The sequence below is a fragment of the Curtobacterium sp. MCLR17_058 genome (assembly GCF_003234705.2).
GTDB classification, from domain to species: domain Bacteria; phylum Actinomycetota; class Actinomycetes; order Actinomycetales; family Microbacteriaceae; genus Curtobacterium; species Curtobacterium flaccumfaciens.
In genome coordinates, this window is the sequence record NZ_CP126262.1 from 3,272,007 (window position 1) to 3,294,047 (window position 22,041).

Annotated in this window: 21 protein-coding genes and 1 tRNA gene; 9 read left to right on the forward strand and 13 right to left on the reverse strand. The window is 71.1% G+C overall.

Annotated elements, in window-relative coordinates:
• Positions 1–18 precede the first annotated feature (18 nt).
• The 4 genes from DEJ11_RS15410 to infC form a co-directional block, all read right to left on the reverse strand.
• Entirely contained in the window at positions 19–870 is an 852-nt protein-coding gene (locus tag DEJ11_RS15410; protein ID WP_071405146.1) for a TrmH family RNA methyltransferase, read from the reverse strand.
• Positions 871–935: 65 nt separating this feature from the next.
• The gene (gene rplT, locus DEJ11_RS15415) at positions 936–1,319 is read right to left on the reverse strand and encodes a 50S ribosomal protein L20 (protein ID WP_017887975.1); all 384 of its coding nucleotides are present in this window, start codon (positions 1,317–1,319) and stop codon (positions 936–938) included.
• A 27-nt stretch (positions 1,320–1,346) separates the two neighbouring features.
• Entirely contained in the window at positions 1,347–1,541 is a 195-nt protein-coding gene (gene rpmI, locus DEJ11_RS15420; RefSeq protein ID WP_017887976.1) for a 50S ribosomal protein L35, read from the reverse strand.
• 60 nt (positions 1,542–1,601) lie between these two features.
• On the reverse strand, positions 1,602–2,276 hold the full coding sequence (gene infC, locus DEJ11_RS15425) for a translation initiation factor IF-3 (RefSeq protein ID WP_081827403.1): 675 nt from the start codon (positions 2,274–2,276) through the stop codon (positions 1,602–1,604).
• A 314-nt stretch (positions 2,277–2,590) separates the two neighbouring features.
• Between infC and DEJ11_RS15430 the strand changes: the two genes are divergently transcribed.
• Positions 2,591–2,941, forward strand: a complete 351-nt coding sequence (locus tag DEJ11_RS15430; protein WP_027466553.1) for a DUF1844 domain-containing protein — start codon at positions 2,591–2,593, stop codon at positions 2,939–2,941.
• A 75-nt stretch (positions 2,942–3,016) separates the two neighbouring features.
• Here the strand turns inward: DEJ11_RS15430 and DEJ11_RS15435 are convergent, their stop codons facing one another.
• Positions 3,017–4,330, reverse strand: a complete 1,314-nt coding sequence (locus DEJ11_RS15435) for a phosphotransferase (protein WP_258375569.1) — start codon at positions 4,328–4,330, stop codon at positions 3,017–3,019.
• Positions 4,331–4,458: 128 nt separating this feature from the next.
• On the opposite strand from DEJ11_RS15435, the gene DEJ11_RS15440 reads away from it, so the two are divergent.
• The 4 genes from DEJ11_RS15440 (at position 4,459) to DEJ11_RS15455 (ending at position 9,788) form a co-directional block, all read left to right on the forward strand.
• The gene (locus DEJ11_RS15440) at positions 4,459–5,943 is read left to right on the forward strand and encodes a CYTH and CHAD domain-containing protein (RefSeq protein WP_111105206.1); all 1,485 of its coding nucleotides are present in this window, start codon (positions 4,459–4,461) and stop codon (positions 5,941–5,943) included.
• Between the two features lie 20 nt (positions 5,944–5,963).
• A complete protein-coding gene (locus DEJ11_RS15445; protein WP_111105205.1) occupies positions 5,964–6,419 on the forward strand; it encodes a MaoC/PaaZ C-terminal domain-containing protein in 456 nt (151 codons plus the stop codon).
• Positions 6,420–6,509: 90 nt separating this feature from the next.
• On the forward strand, positions 6,510–8,408 hold the full coding sequence (locus DEJ11_RS15450) for a glycoside hydrolase family 2 protein (RefSeq protein WP_181440909.1): 1,899 nt from the start codon (positions 6,510–6,512) through the stop codon (positions 8,406–8,408).
• Positions 8,409–8,558: 150 nt separating this feature from the next.
• Positions 8,559–9,788: a putative hexosyltransferase gene (locus DEJ11_RS15455; protein WP_181440908.1), complete on the forward strand. Its 1,230-nt coding sequence runs from the start codon at positions 8,559–8,561 to the stop codon at positions 9,786–9,788.
• Between the two features lie 104 nt (positions 9,789–9,892).
• Here the strand turns inward: DEJ11_RS15455 and DEJ11_RS15460 are convergent, their stop codons facing one another.
• On the reverse strand, positions 9,893–10,951 hold the full coding sequence (locus DEJ11_RS15460; protein WP_181440907.1) for an amidase domain-containing protein: 1,059 nt from the start codon (positions 10,949–10,951) through the stop codon (positions 9,893–9,895).
• 105 nt (positions 10,952–11,056) lie between these two features.
• On the opposite strand from DEJ11_RS15460, the gene DEJ11_RS15465 reads away from it, so the two are divergent.
• Positions 11,057–11,440, forward strand: a complete 384-nt coding sequence (locus tag DEJ11_RS15465; protein WP_071405149.1) for a response regulator — start codon at positions 11,057–11,059, stop codon at positions 11,438–11,440.
• Positions 11,441–11,553: 113 nt separating this feature from the next.
• Here the strand turns inward: DEJ11_RS15465 and DEJ11_RS15470 are convergent, their stop codons facing one another.
• From DEJ11_RS15470 to galU, 5 genes are all read right to left on the reverse strand, one after another.
• On the reverse strand, positions 11,554–12,381 hold the full coding sequence (locus DEJ11_RS15470; protein WP_111105203.1) for a glycoside hydrolase family 25 domain-containing protein: 828 nt from the start codon (positions 12,379–12,381) through the stop codon (positions 11,554–11,556).
• Positions 12,382–12,595: 214 nt separating this feature from the next.
• Positions 12,596–12,671 (reverse strand) — tRNA-Ala (locus tag DEJ11_RS15475).
• A 73-nt stretch (positions 12,672–12,744) separates the two neighbouring features.
• Positions 12,745–13,857, reverse strand: coding sequence for a hypothetical protein (locus DEJ11_RS15480; protein WP_111105202.1), 1,113 nt, complete (start codon positions 13,855–13,857; stop codon positions 12,745–12,747).
• Between the two features lie 118 nt (positions 13,858–13,975).
• Positions 13,976–14,635: a GNAT family N-acetyltransferase gene (locus tag DEJ11_RS15485; RefSeq protein ID WP_110865431.1), complete on the reverse strand. Its 660-nt coding sequence runs from the start codon at positions 14,633–14,635 to the stop codon at positions 13,976–13,978.
• An 87-nt stretch (positions 14,636–14,722) separates the two neighbouring features.
• Complete coding sequence (gene galU / locus DEJ11_RS15490; RefSeq protein WP_027466560.1) at positions 14,723–15,613, reverse strand: UTP--glucose-1-phosphate uridylyltransferase GalU; 891 nt, start codon at positions 15,611–15,613, stop codon at positions 14,723–14,725.
• Positions 15,614–15,727: 114 nt separating this feature from the next.
• On the opposite strand from galU, the gene DEJ11_RS15495 reads away from it, so the two are divergent.
• The 3 genes from DEJ11_RS15495 to mscL all read left to right on the forward strand — a co-directional run bounded on the left by DEJ11_RS15495 (position 15,728) and on the right by mscL (position 17,176).
• Positions 15,728–16,312 (forward strand): 5-formyltetrahydrofolate cyclo-ligase, encoded by a 585-nt coding sequence (locus DEJ11_RS15495; protein ID WP_111024332.1) that lies wholly within the window; start codon positions 15,728–15,730, stop codon positions 16,310–16,312.
• Between the two features lies 1 nt (position 16,313).
• Positions 16,314–16,604 carry an FmdB family zinc ribbon protein gene (locus tag DEJ11_RS15500; RefSeq protein ID WP_111030707.1) on the forward strand — a complete coding sequence of 97 codons (291 nt, stop codon included), beginning with the start codon at positions 16,314–16,316 and terminating at the stop codon, positions 16,602–16,604.
• 77 nt (positions 16,605–16,681) lie between these two features.
• Positions 16,682–17,176: a large conductance mechanosensitive channel protein MscL gene (mscL, locus tag DEJ11_RS15505; RefSeq protein WP_111105201.1), complete on the forward strand. Its 495-nt coding sequence runs from the start codon at positions 16,682–16,684 to the stop codon at positions 17,174–17,176.
• Between the two features lie 96 nt (positions 17,177–17,272).
• Here the strand turns inward: mscL and DEJ11_RS15510 are convergent, their stop codons facing one another.
• Both DEJ11_RS15510 and DEJ11_RS15515 read right to left on the reverse strand, forming a co-directional pair.
• On the reverse strand, positions 17,273–17,857 hold the full coding sequence (locus tag DEJ11_RS15510) for a CDP-alcohol phosphatidyltransferase family protein (RefSeq protein ID WP_111105200.1): 585 nt from the start codon (positions 17,855–17,857) through the stop codon (positions 17,273–17,275).
• A gap of 302 nt (positions 17,858–18,159) precedes the next feature.
• A complete protein-coding gene (locus tag DEJ11_RS15515; protein ID WP_111038986.1) occupies positions 18,160–21,987 on the reverse strand; it encodes an ATP-binding protein in 3,828 nt (1,275 codons plus the stop codon).
• Positions 21,988–22,041 lie beyond the last annotated feature (54 nt).

A 22,041-nucleotide genomic window follows, 5' to 3' on the forward strand; every position in this document is an offset into this window, starting at 1 on the left:
CCTGGGGAGGGAGGAGCGTCAGCTCCGGAGCGCGAAGGCCGACTCGTACAGGCACACCGACGCAGCGGTGGCGAGGTTCATCGACTCCGCCTGCCCGTAGATCGGCACCTTGACGGCCCGGTCGACGAGCGCCAGGTCGTCGGCGGTGAGTCCGCGGGCCTCGTTGCCGAAGACCCACGCGGTCGGTCCGTCGAGCATCCCCTCGGCGCGGACCACCGGCAGGTCGTCGCCGGAGACGTCCGCTGCGAGCACCGTGTAGCCGAGGGCCTTCGCCCGCTCGATCGTGTCGGCCAGGGTCACGCCGACGGACACCGGGACGTGGAACAGGGACCCGGTCGTCGACCGGACGACCTTCGGGTTGTACGGGTCGACCGAACGTCCGGTCAGCACCACCGCGTCGGCGCCGGCCGCGTCGGCGGCCCGGATGATCGTGCCGGCGTTCCCCGGGTCCCGCACCTCTTCGAGGATCGCGACCAGTCCGGGCAACGCGGCCTGCTCGTCGGACGCATCACGGGCCTCCCGGTCGGCGGCGGCCGCAGCGCGGTCCGGGAAGACGTCCTTCACCGACGTCGGGAACTGCTGGCACACCGCCACCACGCCCTGCGGGGTGACCGTGTCGGCCATCGCGTCGAGCACCTGCTCGGTCACGAACCAGGTGTCCACCGGCGCGTCGTCCAGCCCGTAGCGGGCTGCGGCGGTCGGCGTCACGTAGAGCTCGCGCAGGAGCTCCGGGGCGTACTCCAGGGCTTCGCGGACGGCTTGGGGTCCTTCCAGCAGGAACAGGCCGGTCTCGGCCCGGACGTCCTTCTTGGCCAGGGCCGCAACGGCCTTCACGCGTCCGGCACGGGGGTTCTCGAGGAGATCGCTCACGACCCAAGTCTAGGAACGACGAAACCCCCGCCGTGCGGCGGGGGTTTCGCGAGCAGAAGAACTGACTACGCAGCCTTCGGGGCCGAGGTGTCGGCCGGGAGGGCCTTCTTCGCGGTCTCGACGAGCGCGGTGAAGGTCTCGGGGTTGTTCACCGCGAGGTCGGCGAGGATGCGACGGTCGACCTCGACGCCGGCCAGGTTGAGACCCTGGATGAGGCGGTTGTAGGTCAGGCCGTTCGCACGGGACGCAGCGTTGATGCGCTGGATCCACAGGCGACGGAACTCGCCCTTCTTCGCGTGACGGTCGCGGTACGCGTAGACGAGGGAGTGGGTGACCTGCTCCTTGGCCTTGCGGTACAGGCGCGAACGCTGGCCGCGGTAGCCCTCGGCGCGTTCGAGGATGACGCGGCGCTTCTTGGCGGCGTTGACCGCTCTCTTTACTCGTGCCATTGCACTATTCCTTTACGATCCGGGGGCTCAGTGGCCGAGGAGCTTCTTGACGTTCTTCGCGTCACCCTTGGAGAGGACCTGGTCCTCGTTCAGGCGGGCCTTGCGCTTGGAGCTCTTGACCTCGAGGTTGTGACGCATACCGGCCTGCTGCTTCATGATCTTGCCGGTACCGGTGACCTTGAAGCGCTTCTTCGACCCGGAGTGGGTCTTCTGCTTGGGCATGGTGGTGCCTTTCCGTGGGATGGATGGGGGGCCGCGTCGTTGCGGGTTCGGTCCGGGGACCTATTCGGCCGCGGCGTCCGTGGATTCCGCAGCTGCCTCGGACGTGGAACCGGCCTCGGCCTCGTCCTTGCCCTTCGCGGCGTGCTCGGTGGCACGACGCTCGGCCTTCTGTGCAGCACGCTTGGCGTTCTGCTCGCCCTTGACGTCGGACTTGTTCTTGAGCGGGGCGATGATCATCGTCATGTTGCGACCGTCCTGGGTCGGACGCGACTCGACGACACCGAACTCGGCGATCTCTTCCGCGAACTTCTGGAGGAGACGGACACCCTGCTCCGGACGCGACTGCTCGCGGCCACGGAAGAGGATCATCGCCTTCACCTTGTCGCCGCCGAGGAGGAACCCCTCGGCGCGCTTGCGCTTCGTCTCGTAGTCGTGCACGTCGATCTTCAGGCGGAAACGGACCTCTTTCAGGTCCGTGTTCACCTGGTTGCGACGGGCTTCCTTGGCCTTCTGAGCGGCCTCGTACTTGAACTTGCCGTAGTCCATGATCTTGGCCACGGGCGGCTTCGAGTTCGGCGCGACCTCGACCAGATCCAGTTCGGCTTCCTGCGCGAGACGCAGTGCCATGGCGATCGGGACAACGCCGACCTGCTCACCCTGCGGACCGACGAGTCGGACTTCGGGAACGCGGATTCGGTCGTTGGTACGGGGATCGGTGATGCGGAGCTCCTTCAATCAGGTGGTGGCCGTCCGGGGCGTTTGCCCTGGACGACAGCACGAGAGAGGAGATCTGACGCACGGGATGTCGACCCGTTCGGCAGCCGCCCTGCATCGGATCCGTGGGATCCGACCGACGGGTGCAACACGTGCACTCGCGGAGCGGTGGTGACCCGGTAGCCTGGTGGAACGCGGCCGCGGGTGGGAGAGACTCCTCTTTCGTGACACCGTCCGGGTGTTGTCGAGGATCTTGATCTCAGGAGAACTGATGTCAAGGGAACTGACGGCACACGGACAGCATCTGCCGCGAGCAAGCCTAGCAGAGGAGCACCGTGAGCGACACCCCGATCGACGACACCGGCATCGACGCCGCCAGGGACATCGCGGAGGTGCCGGCGGTCGAACTCATCAACACCGTTGCGGTGCACCTGCTCAGTGCCGCGGCCGTCAAGGTCGGCCTGGCAGACGACCCGCAGGAACAGACCGACCTGGACGAGGCGCGGAAGCTCATCACCGCGCTGGCCGGCCTGGTCACCGCCGCTGCGACCGAGATCGGCGACCACCACGCCCGTCCGCTCCGCGACGGGCTGCGTTCGCTGCAGCTCGCCTTCCGCGAGGCGTCGGCCATCCCGGACCCGATCGGTGCCGGACCGGGCGAGAAGTACACGGGTCCCGTCAACTAGACGACGTCACCCGGAGACGGACGGGAGGCCCGTGGCGGTGTCGCCACGGGCCTCCCGTCCGTTCGTGGGGCGCGCTCAGGACCCGCTGTCGCCGACCAGGCGCGCGACGGCCGCGAGCGGGATCCCGACCCAGTCGGGTCGGTTGCGGGTCTCGTAGACGACCTCGTAGACCGCCTTGTCGAGCTCGAAGGCGTCGAGCAGTGCGCTGTGGGCGGCGAGGTCCGCGCCGGTGCCCCGCTGGTAGCCCTCGAGGAAACGTGCCCGCGCCTCGGCCGCCCAGGCGGCCGCGTCGACCGGTTCGGCGTCGTGCGCCAGCGCACCCGCGACGTAGTCGAACGAGCGGAGCATGCCCGCGACGTCGCGCAGGGTGACGTCCGGCAGCGAGCGTTCGTCGAGGGGGCGGAGGGGTTCACCCTCGAAGTCCAGGAAGACCCAGCCGCGGGGGTCCGGTGCCGACAGGACCTGTCCGAGGTGCAGGTCACCGTGGATGCGCTGCAGGTCCGGCCACGTCGCGTCGGCGGCACGGGCGTAGACCGCGCGGATGGCGTCGGCGTGGTCGGCGACGGCCGGGGCCTCGCGGGCGGCGGTGTCGAGTCGGGCGTGCATCGTGGCGACGGCGGCGTCCCGTCGGGGCGCGTCGGCCGGTTCCGTCGGCAGCGCTCCGGCGAGGGTGCGGTGCACGTCGGCGAGCGCGGTGCCGAGCTGCTCGGCGCGGTCACCGAACGGCGTGCCGGCCTGCGCCTCCTGCAGGGCGACGCGCCAGGCGTCGTCGAGCCCGGGGAGGAACTCCTGGGCGAAGGCGAGGTGCCCCGTCGCCGTGCCGTCCGGGCGTCCGACGTCCGGCCAGTCGGCGCGGAGGGCGCCGTAGACCCGCGGCACGCGCGTGCTGCCCGCCGCTGTGAGGGCGAGCTGCGTGGTCACGTCGGGGTTGTCGCCGTGGTGCAGCACGCGGAAGACCTTGATGATGACGCGGTCGCCGGACTCGGTGTCGCAGATGACCGACGTGTTGGACTGCTCACCCGTCAGGACGCGGGCGGCGGTGACCCGGCCGATCGGGCTGAGGCTGTCCGGTGCCGCGTCGATGCGTGCGGCGAGCGCCGACACCCACGCGAGGTCGGTGGTGGCGTCGACGACCGTGCCGTCGGGGCCGCTGGTGATCGGCGACTGGTAGAGGACGGGGACCGTGGGTGCCTCGTCGAGCACCAGCCGGGTCCCGTCGTCGGTCGAGATCGTCCGGAGGTGTGGCACGGACCCCTTGGAGGCGTACCAGCGGCGGTCGGCGATCCAGGACTCGAGGTCGCGGTCGCTCGGCGTGCTGGTGTCGGGGGCGCTGGTGTCTGCGCTCGTGTCTGCGCGGGTGTCGGGGGCGCTGGGTGCTCCGTCGCTCATGCAGCGGAACCTACGCGCCGGGGCCTGGCGAGGTGCCGAGTCCCCCACAGGACGGGCCGGGGAGCGCTCCGTCCACAGAACCCCGCTGCCCCCGGTCTGACACGGGTGCGCCGGACGACACTTGCGGCATGCCCCGATCCGCTGCTGCTCCTCCCCCCGCCGCTGACGCTGCACCTGCGCTCCCCGACCCCCGCCGGACCTGGCGGATCCTCGACGACCGCAGGCTCCCCGCACTCGAGCCGTTCGCCTCCGACGTCCGCCGTCACGGAGCGGTGACGGTGCGCGAGACGGTGTGGGACTCCGACGACCGGGTGCTCGCCGCCGAGGGTGTCGTGCTCACACGCTTGCCGGACGGCGACTGGACGATCGACCGGGGCGGGCACGGGACCGGCCCGGAACCGCTCGACGGTGCGTCCGACGGTGCGTCCGACGGTCCCCCACGGGACGCCGTCGAGGTGTTCCTGCGTGGTCGTCCACTGCGGACCGTCCTGGTCCGTGACACCACCACGACGCTCGTGACCCTCCGTGGCAGGGACGGCCGGGTGCGGGCCGAGGTCGCCGACGTGCGCGTGGACGACGGCGACCCGGACACCACCGTGCTGCGGTCGTCGCGGTGGTGGGCGCTGACGGACGACGGACGCGACGGTGCCACGGCACGAGCGGCCGAACGAGCGCTGCACGACGCGGCGACCGATCCGGTCGACGTCGCGTCGGTGCCGCTCCCCCGGGGCCCGGAGCCGGTGCCGGAGCGCCGACGCGGCCGAGCGAAGCGCCCCCGGTCGGACACCGCCGCCGGGTTCGTCCTGCGGGTGCTCGATGTCCTGCGGCGTGACCTCGTCGCGGTGGATCCCCGGGTACGGGCCGACGAGCCCGAGGCCGTGCACGACCTGCGGAAGGTGCTGCGCCGCCTGCGGAGTGTGCTCGCGGCGTTCCGCGGCGCGCTCGACCGCCAGGCGACCGAGGACCTCCGTGCCACCCTGGCCGAGACCGGACGGGTCGCCGGGACCGCTCGCGACGCCGAGGTGCTGCACGCCGGCCTGTCCCGGTCGGCGGCAGACGCCCCCGACGGGTACGTGGACACCGAGACCCTGGACCGCATCGGTGCCGAGACCGCGGAACGTCGCAGCGTCACCGCTGCTGAACTCCGGCGAGCGCTGCGCTCCGACGCCTGGTTCCGGACACTCGATACCCTCGACGACCTGCTGCTGCGGGCACCGGCCGGCCCGCACGCGGACGACGACGCGGCCACGTTCGCCACCAGGCGCATCCGGCACGAGCGGGCACGCGTCGGTCGGCTGCTGGGTGATCCGAGCGATGACCTCGACACCCTGCACGAGGTCCGGAAGGCCGCGCGCCGGTTGCGCTACGCCCTGCAGGCGGCCGGTGACGTGCCCGACGTCGGGAAGCGCCGGCTCGGTCGACTGCGACGGGTGCAGGAGACCCTCGGCGAGACGCTCGACGCCGCACACGCCGCCGATGCGTACCGACGGCTGGCAGCCGTGGCAACGCAGCACGGCGAGGACACGTTCGGGTACGGCGTCCTCGCGACGACCGAGCAGGCGGCCAGCACGCAGGGCCTGCACCGATCGCGGAAGCTGCTCGCGCGGCTCTGACCGGGTGCGAGAATCGGGCCGTGCCGCACTACTTCGAGGACCTCGCTGCCGGACAGACCTTCACCACGCCGGGGCGCACCATCACCGAGGCGGACGTGGTGTCGTTCGCCTCGTGGACGAACGACAACAACCAGGTGCACACGGACGTCGAGTTCGCGGGGAAGACCCGGTACGGCCAGCGGATCGTGCACGGGTTGCTCGGCACCTCGCTGTGCCTCGGGCTCATCGCGCGCACGGGCGTCTTCGAGGGATCCGCCGTGGCACTGCTCGGGATCGACCAGTGGCAGTTCACCGAGCCCGTGTTCATCGGCGACACCGTGACCTGCACCGTCGAGGTCCTCGGCACCCGGCTGACGAGTTCGGGGACGACCGGGATCGTCGAACGAGCGGTGGCCCTGCGGAACCAGCACGGCGTGGTCGTCCAGCAGGGACGTATGGACGTCATGGTGCTCACGCGCGACGCCGCGATCGACTGAGCGACCGCTCGACGAGAGGCCCGCGGAACCTCTTCCGCGCAATCCCGACTCGCTCTTTACAACGATGTACCAGCACGGGAGCATGGACGCATGAGCACGCTCGACGGCATCGTGGCCGCACCTGACTCCGCTTCCGCCCCCGGCCTCCCCCTCGCTTCGCGGCAGGACGGCACGTACCCCCGGCCGCAGATGCTCCGCACCGCCTGGGCCGACCTCGACGGCACGTGGTCGTTCCGGAACGACGGCGACGACGACGCCTGGCGCACCGGCTTCACCGACGCCCGGGACATCGTCGTCCCGTTCCCGCCCGAGTCCCCGGCCTCGGGCGTCGACGAGCCCGGGTTCCACCCCGTGGTCTGGTACTCCCGCGCGATCACCCGCTCGGAGCTCGACGCCGCCGGGTTCGGCACCGGCGCGCCCCGGCTCGTGCTGCACTTCGGTGCCGTCGACCACCGCGCCCGCGTCTGGATCGACGGGCAGTTCATCGGCGGGCACGAGGGCGGCCACACCCCGTTCTCCTTCGACGTCACCGAGGCGCTGACCACGGATCCCGACGCCGTGCACACCCTGGTGGTCCGCGCCGAGGACGACCCGCACGACCTGACCCAGCCGCGCGGCAAGCAGGACTGGCACGAGGACCCGCACGCGATCTGGTACCGCCGGACCACGGGGATCTGGCAGACGGTCTGGCTCGAGGCCGTGCCGACCGCCTCGATCGCGTCCCTGCGCTGGACGAACGTCGACCACGCGACCATGCGGCTGACCGTCCGGCTCGACGGTCACCGCACCGGCGGCGAGCGCCTGCGCGTCGAGGCCCGCTGGGACGACCGCGACGAGCACCTCGCCACGGTCGAGACCACCGTCGGCGAGACCGGGGACGAGTTCGACCTGGTCCTGCCGATCGCGCGGCAGACGAACGGGCAGGCCGAGGACGAGCTGCACTGGACGCCGGACACGCCCCGGCTGATCGACGCCACGGTCACGCTGCTGCCGCGCTCCGGCAACGGCAACGGCAACGGCAACGGCACGACGGTGGGTACGGGCGCGCTCGACGCCGTCGCCAGCTACTTCGGGATCCGGACGGTCGGGGTCGATGGGGGCGCGTTCCTGCTCAACGGCCGACGCCATGACGTCCGCAGTGTCCTGAACCAGGGCTACTGGCCCGAGTCGCACATCGCCGCCCCGTCCCGCCAGGCACTCCGCCGCGAGGTCGAACTCATCAAGGAGCTCGGCTTCAACGCGGCCCGCAACCACCAGAAGATCGAGGACCCCCGGTTCCTGTACTGGGCCGACCGGCTCGGACTCCTGGTGTGGGGCGAGGCCCCCGGCGCCTACGCGTTCTCCCCCCGCGCCGTGCAACGTCTGATGCGCGAGTGGATGGACGCCGTCGAGCGTGACGCCTCGCACCCGTCCATCGTCACGTGGGTGCCCGCCAACGAGAGCTGGGGTGTGCAGCACATCGCCACCGACCCGGCCCAGCAGGCCTACGCGCGGGCCCTCGCCGACGTCACGCGGGCGTTGGACCCGACGCGTCCGGTGATCTCCAACGACGGGTGGGAGCACACGAACTCCGACATCGTCACGATCCACGACTACGAGGGCGACGGACCCCGGCTCGCGGCCACCTACGCGGACCAGACCGCACGGACCCGACTCCTCGGTGGCATCGGGCCCGCGGACCGCCGCATCCTCGTCGGCGGCGCCGAGGACCTCGGCCAGCCGGTCATGCTCACCGAGTTCGGCGGCGTGAACTACCAGCCGGGCGTCCAGCGCGAGGACGGCTGGGGCTACACGTCGGCCACTGACGGCGACGACTGGGTCGCCCGCATCACCGCGCTGTACGACGCGATCCGCGCGAGCTCGTTCCTCGCCGGGTCCTGCTACACGCAGCTCACCGACACCATGCAGGAGACGAACGGCCTGCTCAACGCAGACCGCTCCCCGAAGGTCCCGATCGAGCAGATCCGTCGTGCGGTCACGGGGCGCTAGCCGGGAGGCCCGCACTTCGTGAGCAGGAATGGTCGGGTCCGGCAGACGGACTCGACCAGTACTGCTCACGATGCACACGGGTTGCCTCGCGCCGGGCAGGTGGCGGCCCGCGATGCGGGGCGCGGCCTGCGATCTGGGAGGATCGGGCGGGTGACGAGCGTGGCGGAAGCGAGCCGGGCCTCCAGGCGGGGGTTCCGCAGCCTGCTGACCGGACGGCGCAGCGCCTGGACTGCACCGCTGCTGATCTGGGCGGGCTCGCGGGTGGTCAGCACGGTGCTGCTGGCGACCGTGTACCTGCTGGCGACCGCGAACGGCTGGCCGTTCGCCTCGTACCGGCAGGACCCCTCGTTCTTCACGTTCTCGGGCTCGTGGGACGCCTCGTTCTACCGGACCATCGCCGAGCACGGCTACCCCGCGACGCTGCCGGTCGACGACTCCGGGCACGTCCTGCCGAACGCGTGGGCGTTCCTGCCGGTGTTCCCCGCGGTGGTGCGGATCGTGATGACGCTGACCGGCGCCTCGTTCTGGGTGGCCGGGGTCGTGGTGGCGTCGATCGCCGGAGCGGGCGCCTGCGTGCTGCTGTACCGGCTGGTGCTCGCCGTCGGCTGCTCGCGCCGGGCCCGCTGGGCGACGGCCCTGTTCGCGTTCGCGCCGACTGGGTTCCTGCTGCAGGTCGCCTACGCGGAGAGCCTGCTGCTCGTGCTGCTGTTCGGCGCGCTGCTGGCGCTGGTGCGGCGTCGGTACTGGCTGATCGCGCCGCTCGGTGTCGTGGCGGCGTTCACGAAGCCCGGGGTCCTCGCGCTGGCGCTGGCACTGGCCGTGCACCTGGTCGTGCGGTGGGTCGGAGCGCACCGCTCGGGGCGGGCTGCCGAAGTGTTCCCGTGGCGCGACCGGATCGCGATCGTGGTGACCGGCCTGGTCGTCGCGGCTGCCGGACTTGCGTGGCCCGTCATCGCGACGGCCGTGACCGGGCGACCGAACGCGTACCTGGACACCGAGCTGTCGTGGTGGGTGGGGTTCGTCGGGCGGCAGCACTTCGCGCCGCTGACACCATGGTTCACGATGGCGGGGACGTGGCTCGGGCCGCTCGGCATCGTGCTCGTCGTCGTGGTGCTCGCCGGCGCGGTGTGGTTCTTCTCACGCAGGAGCACCAGGGCACTGGGCCCCGACGTGCTCGCGTTCACGGCGTCCTACGGGCTGTACCTGGTGGCGGTGTTCCTGCCGCAGCAGTCGTTGCCGCGGTTGCTCATGCCGATGGCGCCGTTGCTCGGATCGGACGTGTTCGTGGGGACACGGCGGCGGACGGTGGCGTGGCTGGTCGTCGGGGTGTGCCTGCAGCCGGTCGCGATCGTGCTGCTGTGGTTCCTCGGGTACCCGTGAGCGACGCTGTCCGTCGGCGCTGCAAGACACCGGTGTTCGCCGGTTGAACACGCGCAGACCGCGGCGCGACGCGCGAACACCGGTGTCTTGCGGCCGCGACAGCGCTACGCGTCGAACGTGTGGAACCAGGCCGATCCGCCGGGGTGCTGCACCGTGATCATCTCGTCGAGGTCGCGGTAGGGGCCGTCCTGGTTGTGGCTCGCCGACTTGATGCGGATGGTGCCGTCGGGCTCGGTGAAGACCTCGGACACGATGGTGGTGTGGTCCGGTGACCCGTTGGCGTTCCAGTCGAAGAACACGATGTCGCCGACCTGCACCTTGTCGCGCTCGTCCGACGAACGCCGGGTGAGTCCGAACTCGGCCGCGTTGGTCTCGAGCCACGGGTCCATCGTCGGGCAGTAGGTCCACGTCGCACTGTGCTCGGCACCGGCTGACCGGTTGTACCAGTCGGACCGCTGCTCCCACCCGCGGGCGATGAGCGTCTGGCTGACGTAGTTCGCGCAGTCGCCGCCGATCGGGTTCATCGTGCCGTACTCGGCGAGGTTGTAGTCCTTCCAGTACCGCATCGCGTAGGCGAGCTGCCGGTCGACGTCGGTCAGTGCGGCGTAGGCCAGGGTGGTCGAAGCGACCGCGCTGCCTGCAGCGGGCGTCGCGGCGGCGGTCGGGGCGGGTGTGGCCGTCGCGGTGTCCTGGGTGGCGCCGCTCTGCCCGTCGTTCGCGGCGCTGCCGTTGCCGTCAGAGGACTGGTTCGCCGACGCGGTGGGCTCGATCACCGCGGTGAAGAGCGCGACGTCGGCGTCACCGGCCGTGTACATCGCCTGGTGCGGGGCCGTGAAGGTCACCTTCGACGCGGTCGCCGTGACATCGCGTGCCGCGACACCGCCGACGGTGACGCCCTTGACGGCGGCAAGTCCGGTCCCCGTCACGGTGATCGTGACGCCACCGGCGAGCGGGACCTGCGCCGGAGTGACGGCCTTCGCGACGGGCTTCGCCGTCAGGGTGGACGTCGCGTCCGCACCCCCGGAGCTCCCACGCCCGCCGCCCGAGCCCTTGCCCGAGTCGCCGCCTTTGTCGCTGCCGGAGGAGCACGCCGCGACGGCGAGCCCGATCCCGGCGACGCCGGCGAGGGACAGGAGTGCGCGGCGGTTCATCGAGGCAGTCATGACACGACCAGCGTAAGCGACACCTCCGTCGTTCCGACACGGCATGATCGTCTTCGGGGGCGAGCGTCCTCCGTGTCCCAGCGGACTCGTTCGGAAGGAACACACATGCCCGAGAGCCACGACTTCTTCGTCGCCACCGACCCCGAGACCGCCCGTGCCCAGGTGCGTGAGGCGCTGTCACGCGAGGGCTACACCGTCGACGACGCCGAGCAGGGGGCACTCCGTGCGACCCGCGGCAGCCTCGGCCTGACGCTCCTCATCGGCGGCATGGCGAACGACCGCACGTTCCACACCCGCCTGGACGTGCAGATCATGATCGCCCCGGACGGCCGCACGGTCGCCCGACTGCTGCGCGGCTCGGGCAAGTCCGCGATCAAGGGTGGAGCGCTCGGCATCTCGCGCGGCAACCGTGCCTTCGAGCAGGCCGCGAACGCGATCCACACCACCTTCGCGCAGTCCGGCGTGCTGACGGAGAGCATCGCCGGCTGACACCTCGACGGCGGGGACGGGTCCGACGCGACCCACAGACGGACGGGAGGCCCGGTGCCAGCTGGCACCGGGCCTCCCGTCTATCACGACGTCACGACTTCACGGCAGTGCGATCACGTGCAGGAGACGTTGCGGTCGATGCTGCCGGACCCGTAGGGCACCACGACCTGGACCATCGCGATGGTGCCACCGGGCAGCGGGGTGCCGGAGCAGGCCTTCCGCGCCTTGGTGACCGTGCTCTTGCCGAGCGCGATCCAGTTCGACCGGCCGTAGAGCGGGCTGTTCGACTTGACCGTGCCGGCGATGGTCTTCCACTGCGAAGTGGTCGAGTAGAGGCCGATCCGCTTCACGCCGGCCGTCTTGAGCCCGACGATCATGCCCTGCATCGCCGCGCGGTTCTGGGCGGTGTCGCGCTGGTAGGACAGACCCGTCTCGACGTCGATCCACCAGCGGTAGGCGGACGGGTTCGGGACGCCACGGCTCTGGACGTCGTCGTACCCACGGGCGTAGCCGTACATGAACGAGCACGCCAGGGTGACCTGCTTCTTGCCGCCCTTGGTCACGCACTTGCCGAACGGGTTGGTGGGCACCGTGCCCTGGTAGCGGTTCGACGTGGGCCAGACCGACGCCTTGAGGCCCGGGTTGGCGAACAGCGCGTACAGCTGCGTCTTCGGCTGGGCCGAACCCCCGACGGACTTCGCCGACCAGGCGAGCTGTTCGGCGAGACACGGGTTCGTCTGGTTGCCGAGCGAGCCGTTCACGCCGACGATGCCGAACGCCTGGTCGGTCGGCACCTGGCTGCCGCACTGCGGCCAGGAGATGTCGACACCCAGCGGCGTGACCGCTGCGGATGCACCCGACGACGGGCCGGCGACGGCGATGCCGGCGGCCACCACCACCGTGGTCGCGATGGTCGCGACGAGACGACTGATACGGAACATGCTCTCCCCCTGATCGGGCCGAACAGGTCGGCCGCGCCCCACCGGCGCACGGGGAGTCTAGGGCGGTGCGTTGGACAACACACCACCCCTGTCCGTGAACTGTGTCGAACGATCCACCTGACTCTGCCTGTGGAGGACGATCCCCTCGACACGTCCGCCAACGACAGAACGGCCCGGAACCTGTGGGTTGCGGGCCGTTCTCGTGGTTGCTACCTGGTGGAGCTAAGGGGATTCGAACCCCTGACCTTCTCATTGCGAACGAGACGCGCTACCAACTGCGCCATAGCCCCAAGTGCTCGACCACACTAGCACCCTCGTTCGGCCCAGCCGAAATCGCAGGTGGGCCTTCGGGCGTGCCGCGGGTCAGACTGCGCGGCGCCGTCGCATGATCGCGTCGAGGTCGGCCTGCTGGTAGGCGTCGTCGTCGAGGACACCCATGCCGGCCCACTTGCTCGGCGGCCCGGCGGGCTCATCAGCGGGAGCAGGAGCGGCAGGAGCAGCAGGAGCAACGCCGGCCGACGCGGCAGGGGCGGCGGGGGCCCGGAGCCCGAGCCGTTCGGCCAGACGCCCCTGGTCGTGCGCGGACAGCGACGCCGCAGCCTCTTCGAGTTCGGGTCGCATCCGCGACACCCGCGCCAGCGACGGGTCGGACTCCCCGGCGCGGATCGCGGCCGCTTCGGCCTCGGCTTCCGCCTTGGCTGCGGCGACGCGCTCCTTCAGGCGGGCAGCGAGTTCCGCCGACGACTCGGGCGAGACGGCCGGAGCAGCCGGCCGCTCCACGTAGAGGGGCTTCGGAACGTGGTTCGGGGTCCAGGAGCGGTCTGCTGCGGGCTCAGCAGGCTGCTCGGTCGACAGGGGCGGCGCCGGGTCCGTCCAGGCGGTGGACGGCCGGGAGGCGCGGGTCGCGCCCGTCTCGGCGGCCGCGAGACGCTGCTTCCGTGCCGTCGCCACCTGGTGCAGCTGGGCCAGGACCGCTGCGGACCCACCGGCGGCGACGAGTCCGGCGACACCGACGAGCCAGAGCGAGGGTGCCGCGACGAAGACCACGAGGGCGATGACGACGCCGAGCGTGCCGAACAGGGTCGCCCCGAGCCGGGAACGACGCATGCGCATCGCGGTCAGGGCCGGCACGGCGGACGCCCGCTCGAGCACCGGGGCCTGCTCGGCCAGGCGGCGGGTGATCTCACGCTGCCGCGCGGCCTCGTGGGCTCGGACGATGGCGGTGCGCTTGGCCTCTTCGGACCGTGCGACGCGCTGCGCCTGGGCGAGGGACTTCGCGTTCATCTCGATGCGGACCTCGTCCGGCAGCTCGGCGGTCTGCGCGAGGATCCGGAGGGTCTGCTGCAGCCGGATGGCGTTCCGCTCGGTGGCCAGGTACTGGCGGCGGGCGGCCCACGACGGCATCAGGTAGACGAGCCAGAGGACGGCCGCGACGAGCAGGACGATGCCGCCACCCCACGAGCCGATTCCTGCCATGCGAACACGGTAGGGGCGGCGGTTCCCGCGCCGCGTCATTGCCGGACGCGTGTTGCGCGTGTCGGGACGGAATCCGTGGGAGGCGAGCCGCGCCTCCAGGCCCGTCAGACGTGGGACGTCAGATGCGGGGCGTCGTGTCCAGCGGCATCGCCGCCTCGTCGCGTGCGGCGAGCGGCACGGCCCCCACGCCGGGCGGCACCTGCCCCTGCACCCAGCGCTCGAGGACGCCCCCGCGGACCTCTTCGGCCACCAGCGCGAAGCAGAAGTGGTCGCGCCAGTCCCCGTTGATGTGGATGTAGCGGCGACGGAGACCCTCGTACCGGAAGCCGAGCTTCTCGACGACGCGCAGGCTCGGGGCGTTCTCCGGCCGGATGCAGATCTCGATCCGGTGCACGCCGAGCGAGCGGAAGCAGTGGTCGACGGCGAGGGCGACGGAGATCGGCGTCACGTTGTGGCCTGCGGCGTCCTCGACGACCCAGTAGCCGATGGAGGCACTCGCGAGCGAGCCGTAGGAGATGCCGGAGACGTTGAGCTGCCCGACGAAGCGGCCGTCGAGCTCCATCGCGAACGGGAGTCCGAGTCCCGCGCGGGCGTTGGCCTGGAGCGCGCGGATGCTGCCCCGGACGTCGGTGGAGACGTGTCCGGAGGGGTTCGTGGCCTCCCAGGTGCGGAGCCACGAACGGTTCGTCGCGAGTGCCGCGTCGAGGTCGCGGGTGTCGCGGAGCCGGAGGGGCCGGATGGTGACCCGCCCGTGGGACAGGGTCGGGATCGTCGTCATCGCTGGGTTCCTCCGGGGTCCCGCCCCGGTGCGGGACGGGGTGTCCCGCCCGGGTCCGTGATCACCGGACCCGAGCGGGATGGCCGACTATTCGCCCGCGTTGAACTCCTTCAGCCACGACTTGAGGTCGGGGCCGAGGTCATCGCGGTCCGAGGCGAGCTGCACGATCGCCTTGATGTAGTCGAGTTTGTCACCCGTGTCGTACCGGCGTCCACGGAACACGACGCCGTACACGCCGCCGGTCCACTCTTCGGCGCTCGCCATCTTCATGAGCGCGTCGGTCAGCTGGATCTCGCCGCCCTTGCCCGGCTCCTGCTTCTCGAGGACGTCGAAGACCTCGGGACGGATGACGTAGCGGCCGATGATGGCCAGGTTCGAGGGCGCTTCGCCCTGCGGGGGCTTCTCGACGAGGCCGGTGATCTTCACCACGTCGTCGGTGTCGGTCGGCTCGACCGTGGCGATGCCGTACAGGTGCGTCTGCGACTCGGGGACCTCGAGCAGGGCCACGATCGTGGCGTTCTTCTCGCCCTGGACCTCGATCATGCGCTGGAGCAGCGGGTCACGAGCGTCGATGATGTCGTCACCGAGGAGCACGGCGAACGGCTCGCGGCCGACGTGCATCTTCGCGCGGAGCACCGCGTGGCCGAGGCCGAGCGGGTCACCCTGTCGCACGTAGTGCATGTCGGCGAGGTCCGTCGACTGGTTCACCTTCTGCAGCTTCTCGTGGTCGCCCTTCTTGCGGAGGGTCTCCTCGAGCTCCGACACGTGGTCGAAGTGGTTCTCGAGCGCGTTCTTGTTGCGCCCGGTGATCATCAGCACGTCGGTCAGCCCGGCACCGACAGCCTCTTCCACCACGTACTGGATGGCCGGCTTGTCGACGACGGGGAGCATCTCCTTCGGCATCGCCTTGGTCGCGGGGAGGAAGCGGGTACCCAGCCCTGCGGCCGGGATCACCGCCTTCGAAATCTGGAAGCCCATGCTCAGACCGTATCCGATCCCCCTTTCGAGGGCATGTCGTCGCTCCGGGGGACACGGGACCCCGCGTGTTCCCGGCGGGAAGCCGCAACCGCACCCCTCGGTAGACTCCTGCGCATGATCGCCGATCTCGGGAACGAGAAGCGCGCCCTGCGAGCCGAACTCCGGCAGCGGCGGCGCACCCGGACCACGACCGAACGCGACGCGGACACCGAGACCCTGACCGCGACCCTGCAGCGCTTCGTCGAGGAGCGCCAGGTGACGTCCCTCGCCCTGTACCTGTCCGCACCGGACGAGCCGAACGTGCGGCCCTTCCTGAACTGGGCGTTCGGGCAGGGCATCCGCGTGCTGCTGCCGATCACCCGCGAGGACGGGCTGCTCGACTGGGCCGTCGGCGACGGCGAGAGCGAGACCGAGAGCCTGCTCGGCCTGCCCGAGGTCGTCGGCGAGGTCCTGTCCCCGCTCGCGATCAACGACGTCGACGCGATCCTCGCCCCGGCGGCGGCGGTCGGGCACGACGGCGTCCGCATGGGCTGGGGGCGCGGCTACTACGACAAGACCCTCGGGTCAATGGCGAACCGTCCGCCCGTCTATGCTGTGATCTTCGACGCGGAGTACCTCGACGAGGTCCCGCGCGAACCCCACGACGAACCCGTTGACGGCATCATCACGCCGTCGCGCATCATCACGTTCCGGAGCTGACGTGCCCACCTACTCGTACCGTTGCACCGAGTGCGACAACGCGTTCGACATCAAGCAGTCCTTCTCCGACGCCACCCTGACGGAGTGCCCGGTCTGCGGCGGCGTCCTGCGCAAGGTGTTCTCCCCGGTCGGCGTGACCTTCAACGGCGGCGGCTTCTACCGCACCGACTCGCGCCCGGCCCCGAAGTCCGAGGGCTCGTCGAGCGCCCCGGCGAAGTCCGAGCCGAAGAAGTCCGAGCCGGCGAAGAAGGCCGAGTCGAAGCCCAGCGGCTCGAAGCCCGCCGCGTCCTGACGCGGTCTGCGCTCTCCGGATAGGTTGGGGCGCGTCGCCACTCGGCGGCCGTCCTCGACCCGGAAGGAGACCCTCGCATGAAGGGCTTCAAGGAGTTCCTGCTCCGCGGCAACGTCATCGACCTGGCCGTCGCAGTCGTCATCGGTGCGGCGTTCACCGCGATCGTCAGCACGATCGTCACCAGCCTCATCAACCCGCTCATCGGTGCGGTGTTCAACGCGTCGAGCCTCGACCAAGCCTTGAAGGTCAAGATCCCGACGGTCTCCGGTGAAGGCGCAACGCTCTACTTCGGCGCGATCATCGGCGCGGTCATCAACTTCGTCATCGTCGCCGCGGTCGTGTACTTCGCGCTCGTCGTGCCCGTCAACCACCTGAAGAAGGTGGCGTTCGAGCGCGTCAAGAACGACGAGGAGCAGACCCCGCAGGACGTGCCCCCGACCGACGTCGAGGTGCTGCTCGAGATCCGTGACCTGCTCCGCCCGCAGAACGGCGGCGCGACCAGCACGGGCGCGCACATCGCCCCGTCGAACGCTCCCGAGGGTCCCGGCATCGGCGGCTCGACGAAGCTCTAGCCCCGGCGCCGTCGCAAGACACCGGTGTTCCCGCTCTGCACACCCGCAAACCGCGGTGCGCAGCGTGAACACCGGTGTTTTGCGAAGAGGGGCCCGTCAGGCGGCGGGGACCGCGCGGCGCTTCGCGAACATCGCGACGGCGTACTGCGCGCCGGCGAGCACGTGGCCCGCGGTACCGAGGTAGACGAACACCAGGGCCACAACCCGGACCCACGGCGCGTTCTCGTCGACGGTGTGCACCGCGGAGAACAGCAGCACCGGCAGCCCGACGAACAGCAGGGCCGAGCGGATCTTGCCCGTCCACGTGACGTCCAGGTCCGGGTTGCCGTGGAACAGCACGCTCGACAGGACCACGAGCACCAGGTCGACGAGCACGACGACGGCCACCACCCACCAGGGCAGCAGGCCGACGAGCACCAGGGACAGCACGATCGCGATGATCGCCAGGCGGTCGGCGACGGGGTCGATGGCCTTGCCGAGCTTGGATCCCTGGTCGAACTTGCGGGCGATGAAGCCGTCCGCCCAGTCGCTCACGCCGATCACGACGAGGGCGACGAGCGCCCACCCCGGGTGGCCGACGACGACGAGGCCGATGAACACCGGGATCAGCACGAGGCGGAACAGCGTGATCAGGTTCGGCCAGGTCTGCCAGTCGGGGCGCTGCCGCGCGGTGTCAGTCATCACGGGCCAGGCTACCGGTTACCAGTGCGGGGGGACGTCGCGCCGGAGCTGGTCGTCGTTCTCACCGTCGCGGTGCCGCGCCGGTTCCGGTGGCGGCGTCGGGTCGTAGCCCGCCACCGGCTGGGTGGTGACGCGTCTGCGGCGCCGCACCGGGCCTCCCGGCTGGTCCGCCGTCTCGCCTCCGTCAGCGGCGGGACGGACGGGAGGCACGGCTGACGACACGTCGTCGACTCGCGTCCACGTGCCCACCAGCTGGTCCGTCTCCGGCGTCACCGGACCGGCGGGCCGCGAGGCCCGGCGGCTCATCGGCGGGCGGGGATCGGTGGGATCGAGATCTCCTGCGTGGCACCGCGGTCGACCCCGAGCACGGACGCGACGGTGTCGGCGACGCGGTCCGGGTCGGAGAACAGCTGGAACGCGTGCACGCGCACGTAGTGCCAGCCGAGTCGGCGGAGGACCTCGGGGCGCAGGCGCAGGGACTCGCGCAGCGATCCCTTGACGAGCGACGCGTCGGTCTCGATCGTGACGCAGACCCCGCCGTGCGCGGCGACGAGGCCGAGCTTGCCGCGGTGTCCGAGCGCGACCGGGATGCCACGCATCTCGAGGCGCCGGGCCAGGTCGACGAGCAGCGGGTCGGAGTCGTCCGGCACGTACTCGGCGGTGGTGCGGGCACGCACCTCGGCCAGGATCTCGGCGAGGGCGACGGTGCCGTGGCCCATTCGCTCGGCCTCGATGTCCGACGGCTGGAAGCAGGTGACGATGACCATCGAGCGACGCGCGCGGGTCATGGCGACCGCCAGCAGCCGCTCGCCGCCGGGCTTGCCGAGCGGACCGAAGTCGCGCAGCACACGGCCGTGCGGGGTCCGGCCGTAGCCGATGGAGAACACGACGCGGTCGCGGCTCTGCGCCACCGACTGCTCGAGCGTCGCCACGATGAACGGCTCGGCACGGTCGCCGATGACGAACTCGGTCAGGTCCTTGTGGCCCTGGGCGGCGGTCAGCACGGCCTGCTCGACGCGCACGGCGTGCTTCGCCGAGGCGGTGATGACCATGAGCGACTCGGTGGGTCGGGTGCGGGCGTGGTCGATGACGAGGCGGACCACGCGGTCCACCTCGGCGTCGACGCTCTCGACGGCGCCGGACTCGGGGTCGGGCACGGCCTTGCCGTCGCTGACGTAGTCGAGCGCGATCGAGCCGTGGCCGAGGAACGAGCCGGCCCACGGCAGGGACTCGATCTTGCCGCCGTAGAAGCGACGGTTCACGAGCTCGGCCAGGTCCTCGCCGCCGGCGCGGTACGACCGCGACAGGGACAAGGTCGGCAGCAGGGTGGACAGCTTCGCCAGGGCGGAGTCGGCGTGGAACGCGTCGAGCGTGCCCTCGTCGACCTGCAGCGCCCGGTGCTCGGGGTCCACGGCGATGCGGAACGGCGACGGCGTCTGGGTGACCGGGTCGCCGAACACGACGGTCTGGCGGGCACGGCGGACGGCACCGACGGTCTCGGCGATCGTCACGGCACCGGCGTCGACCAGGATCACGGTGTCGAACGGCATCGTGTCGGCGATCTGCGGCACCTCGTACGGGCTGGCGAGCCAGACGGGTGCGATCGACCGGGACAGGTGCGGTGCGGAGTCCTGCAGCAGGCGCGAGGTGATCGCGCCGTCGCGGAGCTGGGTCTTGAGCGCAGTCGCTTCTTCGGGCCAGTCGACGAGACCGACCTTCCAGTTCTCGGCGAGCTGCCACGCCAGGCCCTGGGAGACCCCGGCCGCGTGGGCGTCGTCCACCAGGCGGAAGTCGGCCTCGACCCGGTCGAGCATGTCGGTGTTGGCACCGAGCAGGGCACGGTCGGACTCGAGCATGGTCTCGAGGGCGGACTGCCACCAGGCGAGCTCGAGCTCGGCCGGCACCTGCACGTCCGGCACGTGCCGGTTCGCCAGGTCGGTGATGAGCGGCTCGAGCTGCAGGTCGCGCAGGGTCTGCATGAGCTCGGTGCGCTCCTGCAGGTTGTGCAGGACGTCGGACTCGGCGGCGAGCTCGGCGATGGTCGGGACGAGCTGGTCGACCGGGGTGTTCGCGAGCTGGCGGTCACGCTCGGTGCGGCCCAGCGGCTCGTCGAGGCGCGCGAGGTCCTCGGCGACGTTCGAGAACAGCACCTGGACGTCGGCGATGCCGGTGGGTACCTCGGGGTTCACGCCGGCGGCGACGTAGCGCTGCCAGAGCACCCGCTGCTGCTGGACGCGGGTCAGGGCCTCGTGCAGGTCGGACACGTGCACGCCCGGACGGACGTACTCGCGGGCGAGCTTCTTGAGCCGGCGACGGTTCGTCGACGACATCGGAGCGCCCTCGCCGCGGGGGGCGGTGGCGGCCACGAGCTCGGACACCGAGCGGTCGAAGACCACCGGCAGGAAGCGGTCGAGCGTGTCACGGATCTCGGTGAGCAGGCGCAGGTAGATGCCGAGCTCGTTGATCGTCGTGAACTGGCGCATGTGCGTCGAGCTCACCAGGTCGTGGGCGCGGCGGAGCAGGGTCGGCAGGCCGTCGGCGTCGAGGTCCTTCGCGATGCGGTGCGCACGCTGGGCACCGTCGCTCGAACCGAACTTCGCGCCGTACCAGGGCGAGTCGTCGGGGCCGTAGCGGAACTCACCGAGGTTCGCGGCGCTGACCATCGTCTCGGCGACGCGCGAGCGGCCCTCGACCATCGAGGCGACGGACTGCTTCGACAGGCGCGCGGTGGTCGACGGGGCGACGGGCAGCAGCGACAGGCGCGACAGCTCCACCAGGCAGTCGAGCACCGAGACGCCGAAGTCGGGGTCCTTGCGGGTGAGCGAGCCCCGGTAGTCCTTGAGCACCTTGCGCAGGCGGACCAGGGCGTCGTCGACCTCGCGGAGGTTCGGACGCGCGGCCTTCTCGTTCCGGGCGATGGCACGGACGACGTCACGGCGCAGGGTCGACGGCGTGACCGCGACCCCGGGCAGCTGGACCTCGCCGAAGCGGGCGGCGATGCCCCGCAGGGTGGCGCGGCGCGGGCTCACGACGAGCACGCGCTTGTTCGCGGCGACCAGGCCACCCAGGGCGTTCACGATGGTCTGCGTGCCACCGGTGCCGGGCAGGGTCTTCACGACGATGGAGTTGCCGGCCGTGATCTGCGCGATCACGTTCTCCTGCTCGTCGTCGGCGTCGAGCAGGAGCGTGTCGGTCTCCGGGCTGCGCTCGTCCGACGGGGTCTGCTCGACCGGGTGGTAGGACTGCTCGACCTGCCACTTCGCGCTCGGGTTGCCGGCGAGGGCGTCGAGCACGGGGTGCGACAGGTCGCCGGTGTCCTCGACCATGCCGGTCGCGACCTCGGCGAAGGTGGACACCACGAGGCGTGCGTGCACCGAGAAGCCGGGGATGTGCGCGGTCAGGCCACGCAGGCGGTCGATGACGGGGTTCGGCGTGAACGAGCCGTCCTGCTGCGCGAGGGCCACGAAGGACTGCGCGTCGAGGATGACCCCGAACTGCTCGTGCAGCGCGTCGGCGAGGCCCGGGTTGAGCACCGGTTCGCCGAGCAGGCGCACCTCGAAGTCGCGTCCGTGCCGGCGGATCGCCAGGGGACGCAGGAGCACCGGGCCGCGGAACTGCTCGTCGCCGTGCTTCCAGTCGGCCATGCCGATGCCGAGCTTCACGGCGTCGATGCCGCGCACGGTGGCCAGCTCGGTGCCCTTCGCCTCGACGTGTCCGGCGGCCACGCGGGCGGCACGGAGCGCCACCTCGTCGCGGATCAGGCTGGACAGCAGGGTCGTCTTGCCGGTGATGAACTGCGCGAGACCGCCCGGGTGGGTGGTCGAGAGCTCGATGCGGGCGCGCGGGTGGTCGCTGAAGTGCGTGAGCGGGCTCGTGCCGCCGACACCGGTCAGCTGGGTGCGCCAGCCGTCCCACGTCGGTTCGGCCGCGTTGCCGGCCTGCAACCGCGGGTCGCCGAGGCTGATCGCCTGCGGGCTCGTCATCTGCAGCTCCGGGCGGAGCGTGCGGTCCGGCTCGTCGTCGGTCCGTTCCTGGTCCACGTCCTGCTGCTCGTCTCGATCGTCGTCGGGGCGCGCGCGGGCACCCTCGACGGGGACGTCGTCGTTCACGTCGTCCTCACCGTCGGTCACCCTGTCCGCTCGCCACACATCCGACACTGTAGGCGGAACCGGACGGCCTCTCTG